General features: G+C 51.1%; 11 protein-coding genes. 7 read left to right on the top strand and 4 right to left on the bottom strand.

Features of this window, described 5'->3' with window-relative positions:
- The first annotated feature begins 106 nt into the window (after window positions 1-106).
- A complete protein-coding gene (locus H583_RS0119365) occupies window positions 107-1,444 on the top strand; it encodes a DRTGG domain-containing protein (protein ID WP_028561921.1) in 1,338 nt (445 codons plus the stop codon).
- Window positions 1,445-1,519: 75 nt separating this feature from the next.
- Here H583_RS0119365 and H583_RS0119360 read toward each other — a convergent pair whose 3' ends face one another.
- The 4 genes from H583_RS0119360 to H583_RS0119345 form a co-directional block, all read right to left on the bottom strand.
- Complete coding sequence (locus H583_RS0119360; protein ID WP_028561920.1) at window positions 1,520-2,320, bottom strand: hypothetical protein; 801 nt, start codon at window positions 2,318-2,320, stop codon at window positions 1,520-1,522.
- A 238-nt stretch (window positions 2,321-2,558) separates the two neighbouring features.
- On the bottom strand, window positions 2,559-2,852 hold the full coding sequence (locus tag H583_RS0119355) for a YtpI family protein (RefSeq protein ID WP_036709976.1): 294 nt from the start codon (window positions 2,850-2,852) through the stop codon (window positions 2,559-2,561).
- A 96-nt stretch (window positions 2,853-2,948) separates the two neighbouring features.
- Entirely contained in the window at window positions 2,949-3,461 is a 513-nt protein-coding gene (locus tag H583_RS0119350) for a sporulation membrane protein YtrI (protein ID WP_028561918.1), read from the bottom strand.
- Window positions 3,462-3,463: 2 nt separating this feature from the next.
- Window positions 3,464-3,790 carry a YtrH family sporulation protein gene (locus H583_RS0119345; protein WP_028561917.1) on the bottom strand — a complete coding sequence of 109 codons (327 nt, stop codon included), beginning with the start codon at window positions 3,788-3,790 and terminating at the stop codon, window positions 3,464-3,466.
- Window positions 3,791-3,925: 135 nt separating this feature from the next.
- On the opposite strand from H583_RS0119345, the gene H583_RS0119340 reads away from it, so the two are divergent.
- From H583_RS0119340 to pyk, 6 genes are all read left to right on the top strand, one after another.
- On the top strand, window positions 3,926-7,537 hold the full coding sequence (locus H583_RS0119340; protein WP_028561916.1) for a DNA polymerase III subunit alpha: 3,612 nt from the start codon (window positions 3,926-3,928) through the stop codon (window positions 7,535-7,537).
- 108 nt (window positions 7,538-7,645) lie between these two features.
- Complete coding sequence (locus H583_RS0119335) at window positions 7,646-8,134, top strand: phosphatidylglycerophosphatase A family protein (protein ID WP_028561915.1); 489 nt, start codon at window positions 7,646-7,648, stop codon at window positions 8,132-8,134.
- A 107-nt stretch (window positions 8,135-8,241) separates the two neighbouring features.
- A complete protein-coding gene (locus H583_RS0119330) occupies window positions 8,242-8,430 on the top strand; it encodes a hypothetical protein (protein WP_028561914.1) in 189 nt (62 codons plus the stop codon).
- Between the two features lie 121 nt (window positions 8,431-8,551).
- The gene (gene accD, locus H583_RS0119325; protein WP_028561913.1) at window positions 8,552-9,424 is read left to right on the top strand and encodes an acetyl-CoA carboxylase, carboxyltransferase subunit beta; all 873 of its coding nucleotides are present in this window, start codon (window positions 8,552-8,554) and stop codon (window positions 9,422-9,424) included.
- Window positions 9,414-10,433 (top strand): acetyl-CoA carboxylase carboxyltransferase subunit alpha, encoded by a 1,020-nt coding sequence (locus tag H583_RS0119320; RefSeq protein ID WP_028561912.1) that lies wholly within the window; start codon window positions 9,414-9,416, stop codon window positions 10,431-10,433. The genes accD and H583_RS0119320 overlap by 11 nt, the downstream gene beginning before the upstream one ends.
- 483 nt (window positions 10,434-10,916) lie before the next feature.
- A complete protein-coding gene (gene pyk / locus H583_RS0119315; RefSeq protein WP_028561911.1) occupies window positions 10,917-12,671 on the top strand; it encodes a pyruvate kinase in 1,755 nt (584 codons plus the stop codon).
- Window positions 12,672-12,745 lie beyond the last annotated feature (74 nt).

The following is a 12,745-nucleotide window of genomic DNA, read 5'->3' as shown; positions in this document are numbered from 1 at the left end:
GCAGCCTGGGTTAAAAAAGTGATTGCCTGTTATTACTTTACTTGCTTTTGGCCTAAAATGAAAATGTTTTTTTACAATTGGCAGGGGGGAATTACCGGTGGAGACGATAGAACCCGGAGATGAGGCGCTAACGAAGCATGAATTTATCCTGCAGTATATCCAACAGCTCAAGATCGGCGAGAAGATATCCGTGCGCTCGATTGCCAAAGCGCTGCAGGTCAGTGAAGGTACTGCGTACCGGGCGTTGAAGGAAGCCGAGAAGATCGGCATTGTCAGCACGAGAGAGAGAATCGGCACCGTGCGAATTGAGAAGAAGCAGCGCAGCCAGCATGACCGTCTGACCTTCTCGGAGATCGCGACGATTCTGGATGGCCAGGTGCTTGGCGGAGCATCGGGACTGGATAAAACATTGCAGAAATTCGTCATTGGCGCGATGAAGCTGGAGGCAATGCTGCCTTATATTGACGCGGATAGCCTGCTCATAGTAGGTAACCGTGAAGATGCGCATCATTATGCGCTGGAAGAGGGCGCAGGCGTGCTGATTACCGGGGGATTCGACACCAGCGATGAAGTCAAAAGGCTGTCGGACGAGCGCGGGCTGCCGGTCATATCCTGCAAGCACGATACGTTCACTGTGGCGTCAATTATTAACCGTGCCATGTATGACCGCCTTATCCAGCAGAAAATTATGCGGATAGAGGATATTGTCACCTTCGGGCAGACATTGGAGACGATGCACCCGGGGGATACGATGGAGACGTTTGAACGTCTGCAGCGGGAGACAGGGCGCGCACGCTTCCCGGTTATCGATGAGAAGGGCCGGATTATCGGCATCATTACGTCCAGAGATGCGGCTGGCAATCCGCTTTCGCAGACGGTGGACAGGCTGATGACCCGCAATCCGATTACCGTCCGTGCGAATACGCCGATCACATCTGCTGCCCATACGATGGCCTCGGAAGGCATTGATTTGCTGCCGATTGTCGACCGCCAGCGCAAGCTCATTGCCGTTGTCACCAGGCAGGAGGTGCTGTCGGCAATGCCGTTTGCCGGCAAGCAGCCGCAATCCGGTGAAACCTTCGACGATCTGATCTGGAGCGGATTTACGAAAATAACCGGGGAGCGGACAGGGGAAGGATGGCTGTACAGGGGGCGCATGACACCGCAGATGTCCGGGCCGCTCGGCACGGTATCCGAAGGGGTGCTGATGACGCTGCTTATGCAAGCCGGGCGTCTGTTGATCTGGGAGATCGGCAAGCGCGACCACGTGCTGGAGAGCGTGACGACTTACTTTGTAAGACCGATCCAGATTGATCATGAAATCTCCATCGTGCCGCGGTTGCTGGAGATGAACCGGAAGTCTGCCAAGCTGGAAATCGAAATTGTCGATGATCACGGCCTGGCTGCCAAGGCCATGCTGAGTGCGCAAATGATTGATCCTTGACATCCGCGTACGTGATGTGCATAAAGAGCAAACAAGCTGATTCCGGTTGAGCCTCCGGCATCAGCTTGAATTTAGCTAGTTGTAATCCACATTTTTTATAAGAACCGGATCGATCAAATTTAATCCTTTAACTGTGTAGAAAGCTTCCTTGTTCAAATAAAACTTCCCGTTTTCATACGTATACTGATACTCAAAATATCCTGACGGGTTGGCTGACCGGTATCCACCAAATAATTTTGTCAATTTTATTCGAAAGGTAGTTTCATCTTCAAGAAATTCTACGGCCATGAACCATTTTGAAGCTGTAAATAACCCTTTAACCTGATCGGGATCATTAATGATGTCTTGATAGAATTTTTCTTCACCTTCACTTATGTACGGAGTAAAATCTGCTTTAAAATCATTTGCCGTGTCGGTTATGGAAATCTGTTTATCGTCTGTTATGGACGTGATGTAATTATCGTCTTTATTAATTTCCAACTCCAAAGAGTTAAAAATCAGCTCAAGATGTCCATCTATATTTGCCCATATTAAATAGGCAAACCGGTTATCACTGTCATGATTAATAATCATATTCGGATCATTGCCATTAATTTTAAGCAATAATCCTTCCGTCTGTTGATCCAGTTTAATCGCAGAGGCCGTCTCTAAAAAGCAATTTTCATAGAGCTTATAGCCAGCTTTTAGATCTAAGTAGTGCATTTCAAGTTGCAGTCCGTTTTCGGTCCATTCATCGTAAACGGTAAACTTGTCGTCAACTTGTTTTTGATTGCTAGTCAAGGGCTGATTTTCAGGTGCCGGGTTGTTCATCTGACTTTCAATTCCACAACCATTCAGCATCAAGGCGAGAAGAAGCAGCGTATATAATTTTTTCATTGTATATTCTCCCTGGATAAAAGGATTTAACCACAGGTGTATCTGTTGATTCAATAACATTATTTAAAAGTAAATCATATTTATCTATACGAAGCGCAGAAGAAGATGTATGCAAAACAGGTGTTGAAGCGTGAAATGCTTCAACACCTGTTTTGAGAAAAAAGAACCTTCACTGCGGATAAAATAACCCGACTCATGAGTCTAAATCAAATGTGAGAAACTGATTGAGAACCCCGGCCTATTGCTTCATGGTCAAGAACAGTGTGCGGTTGCGGATGCCTGCAAACAGGTTGAACAGTCCGAGCACCAGAAATACGGCACCTACAATCATTCTGACAGTGGACCCGCTGAACATGACCATCTGAATGAGAGACAGCATGACGAGCATTGTGCCCATGCTGATGTTCATCCGGGCTGTATTTAATCCGCGAACGCGAGCTTCCTGCGAACGGCGCGCTTTATAGCTGAAATAGGTTGTAAGGCAAAGGGTAATCACAACTCCTGCAAAAAGCAGCCATTGTATGACGGCCATGATGGTAGACACGCTCCTTTATGATATGGGTACGCTTGGCATCCAATTATTGCTGAACAGTCTGGCAGATTTGGGTGCCTGATCCATTGTATCATTTTAAAGAGCAGGTTGCATCTTTGCTGTGACCCATACCGTTAAGGAAGTATCCACAACGAGCATCGTTCTGACCTGAACCTGAAATTTTTTGTTGTCCACCCCTATGGTGTATACCTTATTGCCGAGCAGTGTCCGGGTCAGCCGGGAATCGTCCCCGATATCATAGACTTTGCGTCCGAGAAAAATATCAAAATCCTTTTTGACTATTTTTTTCAGTTCCAGTTCGGTCCGTGAATCTATACCTGTGCCTGGCTTTTTCATCCGGTTGTTCTCTACATAAATATGGACCGTTTTAATCACGTTGTTATGTTCATTTTTATATTCAGTGAGCTGTTTGATATCATGATTTTTTTCTTCAATGACGGTATTCAGCTTATCTACGGAGCGGTGCAGCTCGTTCAGGTGATTATGGTTGATGCTGTTGAATACCGCTGCGCCGACTACAGCGCCCAGAATGAAGCACCCGGCGGCGCGTGTAAATCCGCGATACCGTTCGAAGGGCGGAACGCGCATCGCTACAGAACCTCCCCGCAGATCATTTTGACCAGTTCCGTTCCCATGTGTGCGCCCAAAAAGGCTGTAATAATAATGGTGACCTGCTGCACCACGGGGGACAGATGACCATCCAGCATATTGGATTCAATGACCCGCATCGGGTCGATCGTGCCGCCTACCGCAGCTACAATTGCCCATATTTTCAGCTTGGCCGCAGTCTCCAGCATAACCGTACCGGGAGCTTGCAGCACCAGTACCGATCCGACCCCGGCAAGCAGCGCCCCGCCAATGACAACCCCGAAAGCAATAAAGAAATCCACGGCCGTTTTCGACAAAAAAACATTCATATTCACGGCATGCCACCGCCCTTAAAGGTTTAGTATCAGCCGCTCGTCTGCAGAGGGCCTGTTTCATTTTATGGGCTTCTGCATGCACATTATGATAAAATAGAATAAATATAAACCGGAAGGGTCGTACGTCAAATGAACAGTGGAGATGCATTTGTTCACCTGCATGTGCATAGCGAATACAGTTTGCTCGATGGCGCCGCCCGCATCAGGGAGCTGGTGGACAAGGCGGCAGAGCTGGGAATGGATGCGCTGGCGCTGACAGACCACGGGGTCATGTATGGCGCCATTCCGTTTTACCGTGCATGCAAGGAACGCGGCATTAAGCCGATTATCGGCTGCGAGATGTATTTTACGGCGGGCTCCCGTCTCGATAAGGGATCGCGCAAAGACCAGCCAATCTATCACCTGATCGTGCTGGCAAGCAATTATACCGGTTATCAGAATCTGATGAGGCTGTGCTCGATCGGCCATCTGGAAGGATTCCATTACAAGCCGCGCATTGATATAGAGACATTGTCCCGTCACGCGGAGGGGCTTATCGTGCTGAGCGCCTGCCTCGGCGGAGAGGTGTCTCAGCATCTGCTGCATGACCGTTATGAAGAGGCAAAGGCGGCAGCACTGCGATACAGGCAAGCTGTCGGGGAAAACTTTTATCTGGAGCTTCAGGATCACGGGCTGCTGGAACAGAAGAAGGTCATACAAGGCATGCTCAAGCTCGCTGAAGAGACAGGCATTGAGCTTGCGGCAACGAACGACGTTCATTATATGCGCCGTGAGGACGCTGCCTTGCAGGACCTCCTGATCTGCATCGGGACAGGCAAGACGGTCGATGACACGAACCGGATGAAGATGGTGACCGATCAGCTCTACTTCAAGAGCCAGACCGAGATGGCTGACCTGTTCCGCCATGTGCCGCGTGCCATTCAGAATACAGTGCGGATTGCCGGCCAGTGCCGGCTAGAGCTGGAATTTGGCCGTTCGGTGCTGCCGACGTTCAGCCCGCTGCCGGATGGCCTGGATGCCCGGACTTACTTGCGGGAGCTCTGTTTGCAGGGCTTGCATGAACGCTACCCTGATTTTGGTACAGCCGAGGAGGAAGAGGGCGCTGCGGAAGCGGCTATGACAAGGCTGGACTATGAGCTGTCGGTCATTAGCAGCATGGGCTTCTCCGATTACTTCCTCATTGTCTGGGATTTCATCCGCTTTGCCCATGAACAGGGCATTCGCACAGGGCCTGGACGCGGCTCGTCGGCGGGAAGCCTGGTCGCCTACGTGCTGCGGATTACCGATGTCGACCCGATCCGGCATAAGCTGCTCTTTGAGCGTTTTCTCAATCCGGAGCGGATATCGATGCCGGATATCGATATTGACTTTAATGATGAGCGCCGTGATGAAGTGATTGCTTATGTATCGGACAAATATGGGGCCGAGCATGTCGCCCAAATTATTACGTTCGGTACAATGGCGGCCAAGGCGGCGGTTCGCGACGTTGGGAGAGCGCTGAATGTACCGTATGCGCAGGTGGATCGTGTCGCCAAACTGATTCCGCAACAGCTCGGGATTACGCTCGGAGCAGCGCTTCAGGGAGTTGAGGCGCTGGAGGAGGCGGGCCGGCAGCCGCAGACGGCGGATTTGCTGAATATGGCGATTAAAGTCGAAGGATTGCCCCGCCATGCTTCGACACATGCTGCGGGCGTTGTCATTTCCCGCGAGCCGCTGACCGATTATGTGCCGCTTCAGAGCGGAACGGAGAAGACGGCGCTGACCCAGTATTCGATGGAGAATTTGGAAGCGGTCGGACTGCTCAAGATGGATTTTCTTGGTCTGCGTACGCTGTCCATTTTGGAGCGGACCATCCGCTGGATCAAGAAGCTGTATGGCAAGGAGATCGATTTCAGGACGATATCCTATGATGACCCGGCTACTTACGAATTGCTTGGGAAAGGTGAAACGACGGGCATATTTCAGCTGGAGTCAGCAGGTGTCCGCAGAGTACTGAAGGATATGAAGCCTTCCGGCTTTGAGGATATCGTTTCTGTATTGGCACTGTACCGTCCGGGTCCGATGGAGTTTATCCCTAAATATATTCAGGGCAAACATGGGCAGATTGAGGTTGAATACCCGCACGAAGCGCTGGAGCCGATCCTGGAGGATACGTACGGCATTATTGTCTATCAGGAGCAAATTATGCAGATTGCGGCCGTCATGGCGGGCTTCTCGCTTGGTGAAGCGGACCTGCTGCGGCGTGCTGTATCCAAGAAAAAGCGTGAGGTGCTGGACGAGCAGCGGGAGCACTTCGTAGAGGGCAGCTTGCGTCAAGGATATACACGGCAGGAAGCGGACCGGGTCTACGATATGATTGTGCGCTTTGCCGATTACGGTTTCCCCAGGGCCCATGCAGCCGCTTACGGGGTTCTGGCCTTCCAGACCGCCTGGCTCAAGGCCAATTATCCTGTCCCGTTTATGGCGTCCATGCTCGTGTCTGTGACAGGCAATCATCGGAAAACAGCACAATATGTCGACGAATGCCGTCGAATGGGCATTCCGGTGCTGCCTCCTGACATTATGGAGAGCCGTGTGAGTTTTACCCCTTCGGGCAGCACGATACGCTTTGGTCTTGCTTCGGTCAAAAACGTGGGGACAACTGCTATAGAGGCGCTGATGAAGGAGAGGCTGGAGAAGCCGTTTGCAAGCCTGCTGGACCTGTGCCGCCGTGTCGATTTGCGGGTCGTCAACAAGCGGGTGCTTGAATCGCTGATACAGGCAGGCGCAACAGAATCACTGCCGGGGCATCGCGCCCAGCAGCTTGCGGCGCTGGATGAAACTGTGGAGGCGGCGCTGAAATGGCGCAAAGAGCGCGAGGAACTGCAAATCGAGCTGTTTGACTTCAAGGAAGTCCAGAACTGGGATGTTGAGATGCCGGAGGTAGCCGAATTCAGCTCCATTCAGAAGCTGGAGCTGGAGCGTGAGCTGCTCGGGCTTTTCCTCTCCGGACATCCGCTTAATGCCTATGCGGAGCAGCTCGACGGGCTTGGCTTGCCGCGGATGATTGATTTATACGATAGCGCGGACGGTGCTGCTGTCGTTATCGGGGCAATGGTCGTTTCGGTCAAGCCGTTCACCACGAAGAAAGGCCAGGCGATGGGCTTCCTGGAGCTGGAGGACCATCTGGAGCGCGTGGAGGCTGTTGCCTTTCCGTCACTGTGGAAGCGAAGCCAGCATGAGTTTGCCAAGGGAGCGCTGCTGCTGGTGCAGGCTACCGTGCAGCGGGAGGAGGAAGACCTCAAGCTTATCGTGGAGACGGCGGTTCCGCTTGCGGCGGGAGATTTGCCGCAGCAGGCGTCAAAGCTGCTCCAGCAGGCGCACTCGCACAGGGCTTCTGCCCGCAGCAGAGGAGAGCGGCCCGCTGCCGGAACGGCGGCGGATGGATCTTCCCGCCCGCCGGCTGCTTTGGCATCCGGTCAGGACAAATTGGCAGCACGGACTGAAGCTGCTCCCCGCCGAAGTCCATCGCGCAAGCAGCGGCTCTATGTCAAGATTGCCGCTGACAAGGAAGAGAATGGACGTCTGGAGCAGCTCAAAACGCTTATTTCTGCTCATGCCGGCGACCTGGAGACAGTGCTGTTCTATGAGCGCGACCAGCGGACGCTGGCACTTAGCGAGAAGTACAGCGTGAAGCCTTCGCCAGAGCTGCTTGAGAAGATCGGGAAGCTGCTGGGAAGCGGCTCTGCGATTATCAGATAGCTTGTGGTCCTGACGGTTTGCTGCAGCTTTCCCCGGGAACTTTTAGTCACATTAGGTTCCTATCCCGCATAGATTAGGGAGACATACAAGCTAGCGGGAGGGATAAGCATGCCACAGAGTCTGGAAAGCCTGTTGCACCGCCGGGGCGTCAGCATTGAGGCTGTAGCCGAAATAGTATATATGCTGCAGCATCCGTATAACGCTGATCTGACGTTGGAGGATTGTGTTGAAAGTGTCCGGGCGATTCTTGCCAAGAGGGAAGTACAGTATGTATTGTATACAGGCATTGCTCTGGATGAGCTGGCTGAGCAGGGAAAGCTTCCCCAGCCGCTGCAGTCGATTATGGAAGCCGATGAATCGCTGTACGGTGTGGATGAGACGATGGCGCTGGGAATTACCAATGTTTACGGTATGATCGGGTTGACAAGCTTCGGATATTTAGATAAAGTCAAGCCCGGGATCATTAAGAAACTCAACGAAAAAGGCAAGCATATTCATGTATTTCTGGACGATCTGGTATCCGGTTTGGCTGCTGCGGCATCGGCGAGGATCGCCCACAAGGACCCTAAAGCGCACGACTATGGGGATTACCAGTAAGCTTTGGCGCCTCCAGCAGAAAAACCCATTTGTTGCGGTGAAAAGACGAGTTATGATATCATTATTCCATTATACGGCCTGATCCAGACGGTTTAGGGGGTTCATTCATGTGGACGGTGATCTATATCGCGCCAACAACTAAGATTGCGGAGACGATTAAATCAAGATTAACAGAAGAGGGCTTTTTGGTTCAGCTACGCCCGATTAATCTCTCCAAGCAGCAATACGAGATACTGGTTCCTTCCGGAGAGCTGGATGAAGTACAGGAAGTACTGAATTCAATTCTCCATTCATGATTGCGCCCCCTGCTCGGTTGCAGCGGCAGCGCCCTGCTTAGTACGGAATATCTTCCAGTGAAACGGAGACATGGCAGGGCAACCGCTGCAATACTATTGCGCCCCCTAAGAGGTGTCATATATGTTTAAGGACTTATTTCAGAAAAAGAAATATGCGACCATTCCTTCAGCGACGGATCGTCCCAAGCGGGACATACCGGAAGGGCTTATGAATAAATGTCCCAAGTGCGGGAACATTCAATATGGCAAGGAACTGGAAAAGAATTTGAAAGTTTGCTCCTCCTGCGGCCACCATTTCAGGCTGAATGCATGGGAGCGAATTCAGATGATTACCGATGATGGTTCCTTTAAAGAGTTCGATGCGGAGCTGGAGTCGGTGGATCCGCTGGAGTTCCCGGGTTATGCTTCCAAGCTGGAAGCCCAGAAGAAAAACTCGGGACTGCGTGAAGCGGTCGTAACCGGAGAAGGAACTATCGGTTCATTCCCTGCCGTTGTGGCAGTGATGAGCTTTGATTTTTTCTCGGGCAGCATGGGGTCGGTTGTCGGGGAAAAAATTACGCGTGCGATTGAAAAGGCATTGGAAAAACAGGTTCCGCTTCTTATTTTCTCGACCTCGGGCGGAGCACGTATGCAGGAGAGTATTCTAAGCCTTATGCAGATGGCCAAGACAAGCGCTGCGCTTGCCAAGTTCCAGAACGAGGGCGGGCTTTACATTTCGGTGCTGACCGACCCGACGTTCGGAGGGGTAACGGCAAGCTTTGCAATGCTTGGCGATTACAATTTGGCCGAGCCCGGCTCACTTGTCGGCTTTGCGGGACGGATTGTTATTGAACAGACGATTCGCCAGAAACTGCCGGACAATTTCCAGACGGCGGAATTTAACTTGCAGCATGGACAGCTGGACAAGGTGGTTCATCGGAAAGACTTGAAGGGTCTGCTGATCAAGCTGCTTGATATGCATACTGTAAGGGAGGATGTTTCATATGGCGGGTGAACTTCCATTCGAGAAGCCGCTTTTGGAGCTTCGAATGAAGATCGATGAGCTGAAGCGTTTCGGACAGGAAAAGGGGATTGATTTCGCCGACGAAATTTCCCGTCTTGAACTTCGGTACCAGCAGCTCAAACAGGAGCTCTACAGCGAGCTCACGGCTGCCCAGAAGATGCATCTGGCTCGCCATCATCAGCGTCCAACTTCGCTGGATATTATCCATGCGGTGTTCACAGATTTTATTGAACTGCACGGGGACCGTTTGTACGCGGATGATTTGGCGATTGTGGGCGGACTGGCTAAGCTTGGCGATATTCCGGTGACGGTTATCGGCCATCAGCGCGGGAAGGACACCAAGGATAACATTGCCCGTTTCTTCGGTCATCCGCATCCGGAAGGCTTCCGCAAGGCGCTGCGCTTGATGCAGCAGGCAAACAAGTTCAAACGTCCGATCGTGACGCTCATTGATACTAAAGGAGCTTACCCTGGTAATGCAGCCGAGGAGCGCGGCCAATCCGAAGCGATCGCCCGCAATTTGCGCGAAATGGCAACTTTCGGCGTGCCGATCATTTGTGTTGTTATCGGGGAAGGCGGAAGCGGAGGAGCGCTGGCACTTGGCGTAGGTAACCGCGTCCTGATGCTGGAGAATGCGATCTATTCGGCTATTTCCCCGAATGGAGCTGCTTCGATTTTGTGGAAGGATGCATCCAAGGCGGATCAGGCAGCCGAAACGATGAAAATCACAGCCAAGGATTTGTTGGGCTTTGAAATTATCGAAGAGATTATCCCTGAGCCAGAAGGCGGCGCGCATCGTGATCTGCCGCAGCAGGCCGAGGTGCTTCGAGAAGCCCTTCAGCGCCATTTGACAGAGCTTTCAGGCTTATCCGCGGATCAGCTGATCGAAGACCGCTATCAGAAGTTCCGCAAAATTGGTGCTTTCTCTGAAACGGCAGCGGCGAAGACAGATACCGTTTCTGAACCGGTGTCGATGGAATCTGTACAGGCCCAAGTGTAATTTTTTTGTGAACAGACTGTACAAGGCCCGCAGAATCGTGTAATTTTGAATAAAGATGTGAATTTTTTTTGAAATATAGGAATAACGGACACGGAATTGTGGCTATCCTTATATTTCCAGACTAAATGCTGTTGTCTTTGTCTAAGACAACGGCAGATGTTGACGCTTGATATACAAGCCATGTATAGAACAACAATGTTCTATCTTGACTTGTATTTCTGTGTGAGAGGGTGTTCGGCTTTATTTGGTCAAGCCTTGGTTGGGATGTAAACGAACAAGGCCGAGCCGGGTAACTGCCAGCAGCCGGCGATACAAAGCCCGTACAACGATCAGCTTCGTCTGTCTATGGACGGAGCTGCTTGCCTGTGAAATTCGGCAGGAGGCGGGACTGTTTAATCAATTGTTCAGATTTGACCAGAAACGAAGCTTCGACAGCCAAAGGCATCGGAGTCATTTATGTTTGTCTAACGGAGGAAACCTAACATGCGCAAAACAAAAATTGTTTGTACGATTGGACCTTCCAGTGAATCTCTGGAAAATACAAAAAAACTGATTCAGGCTGGCATGAACGTTGCCCGTCTTAACTTCTCCCACGGAGATTTTGAAGAGCACGGCAACCGTATAAAAAACATCAGACAAGCGAACAAAGAGCTTGGCACAAATGTTGCCATCCTGCTGGATACCAAAGGACCGGAAATTCGTCTGGGCAAACTGAAAGAAGAGCCAATCGAACTGAACCAGGACGATGCGATCACGCTGACGACTGAAGAAATTCTTGGCGATCGTACCCGTATCCCTGTAACGTATAGCAACCTTCCAAATGATGTTACTGTTGGCTCTACCGTTCTGATCGATGATGGTCTGATCGGTCTGACAGTTGAGAAGGTTGAAGGCACTGAGATCCATTGCCGTATCGTAAACGGCGGACAAATCAAGAGCAAGAAGGGCGTTAACGTTCCTGGCGTAAACATTTCCTTGCCTGGTATTACAGAAAAGGATGCCAACGATATTATTTTCGGTATCGAGCAAGGCATCGACTTTGTAGCGGCTTCCTTCGTTCGTAAAGCAAGCGACGTATTGGAAATCCGCGAGCTGCTTGAGAAGCACAACGCAGGCCATATCCAAATCATCTCCAAAATTGAAAACCAGCAGGGCGTCGACAATCTGGATGAAATTCTGGAAGTATCTGACGGTCTGATGGTTGCTCGTGGAGATCTTGGCGTGGAAATTCCGGCTGAAGAGGTTCCTCTTGTTCAAAAGCAAATGATCGAAAAATGTAACCGCGTAGGCAAGCCGGTTATTACAGCTACACAAATGCTGGACTCCATGCAGCGCAACCCGCGTCCGACCCGCGCAGAAGCGAGTGACGTGGCGAATGCGATCTTCGACGGTACAGATGCGATCATGCTCTCCGGCGAAACTGCTGCAGGTAAATATCCGGTTGAATCGGTGCAGACAATGGCGAGAATCGCCAAGCGTACAGAAGCTGCACTGGAATACCGTGAAATTTTCACGAAGCAGGCAAATGCCCAGCAAACAACCGTTACGGAAGCAATCAGCCAATCTGTTGCAAAATCCGCATTGGATCTGGGAGTAAAGGCGATCATTACATCTACCGAGAGCGGATATACGGCTCGCATGATCTCTAAATATCGTCCAAAAGCTCCAATCATTGCGGTAACTCCTGATGCGAAGGTCATTCACCGTCTTGCACTCACTTGGGGTGTACTGCCTGTTCAAGGCACACCGGCTGAAACGACTGATGAGATGTTCGAAATCGCAGTTCGCGGCGGTATTGATTCCGGCGTTGTGCAACTGGGTGACACGGTTATTATCACTGCAGGCGTACCAGTTGGCCGCTCCGGAACCACGAACCTGATCAAAATTCATCATGTTGGCGATCTGCTGGCAAGAGGACAAGGCATCGGCAGCCAAAGCGCAACAGGTAAAATTGTTGTTGCCCGTTCGGCTGAAGAGGCTGTTGCCAAGACGGAAGCAGGAGCAATCCTGGTTACGTCCTCGACAGATAAAGAATATATGCCTGCTATTGAAAAAGCAGCAGCGCTGATTGTTGAGCAAGGCGGCATTACAAGCCATGCGGCAGTGGTTGGCCTCAACCTGGGAATCCCGGTAGTACTAGGTGTTGAGAATGTGCTGGAGCTGTTGCAGGACGGCATGGAAGTTACTGTATACGGTGAGGCAGGGGTTATTTACTCCGGACAAGCAAAAGTAATGTAATGGATTCAAATCACCCGCTTATATAGCAGGTTATACAACATACACAATCAAGAGCGATGGTGCAACTGACCATC

This window comes from Paenibacillus pinihumi DSM 23905 = JCM 16419, assembly GCF_000422505.1.
Lineage (GTDB): Bacteria > Bacillota > Bacilli > Paenibacillales > Paenibacillaceae > Paenibacillus_D > Paenibacillus_D pinihumi.
Note: the sequence above shows the minus strand (reverse complement) of the source record. Positions and strands in the feature narration are given on the sequence as shown.

Coding starts and splice junctions, on each gene's coding strand:
- H583_RS0119355 (WP_036709976.1), bottom strand. CDS start 2,852: ATGGCCGTCATACAATGGCTGCTTTTTGCAGGAGTTGTGATTACCCTT.
- H583_RS0119340 (WP_028561916.1), top strand. CDS start 3,926: ATGAACAGTGGAGATGCATTTGTTCACCTGCATGTGCATAGCGAATAC.
- H583_RS0119345 (WP_028561917.1), bottom strand. CDS start 3,790: ATGAATGTTTTTTTGTCGAAAACGGCCGTGGATTTCTTTATTGCTTTC.
- H583_RS0119360 (WP_028561920.1), bottom strand. CDS start 2,320: ATGAAAAAATTATATACGCTGCTTCTTCTCGCCTTGATGCTGAATGGT.
- accD (WP_028561913.1), top strand. CDS start 8,552: ATGTTTAAGGACTTATTTCAGAAAAAGAAATATGCGACCATTCCTTCA.
- pyk (WP_028561911.1), top strand. CDS start 10,917: ATGCGCAAAACAAAAATTGTTTGTACGATTGGACCTTCCAGTGAATCT.
- H583_RS0119330 (WP_028561914.1), top strand. CDS start 8,242: ATGTGGACGGTGATCTATATCGCGCCAACAACTAAGATTGCGGAGACG.
- H583_RS0119350 (WP_028561918.1), bottom strand. CDS start 3,461: ATGCGCGTTCCGCCCTTCGAACGGTATCGCGGATTTACACGCGCCGCC.
- H583_RS0119335 (WP_028561915.1), top strand. CDS start 7,646: ATGCCACAGAGTCTGGAAAGCCTGTTGCACCGCCGGGGCGTCAGCATT.
- H583_RS0119320 (WP_028561912.1), top strand. CDS start 9,414: ATGGCGGGTGAACTTCCATTCGAGAAGCCGCTTTTGGAGCTTCGAATG.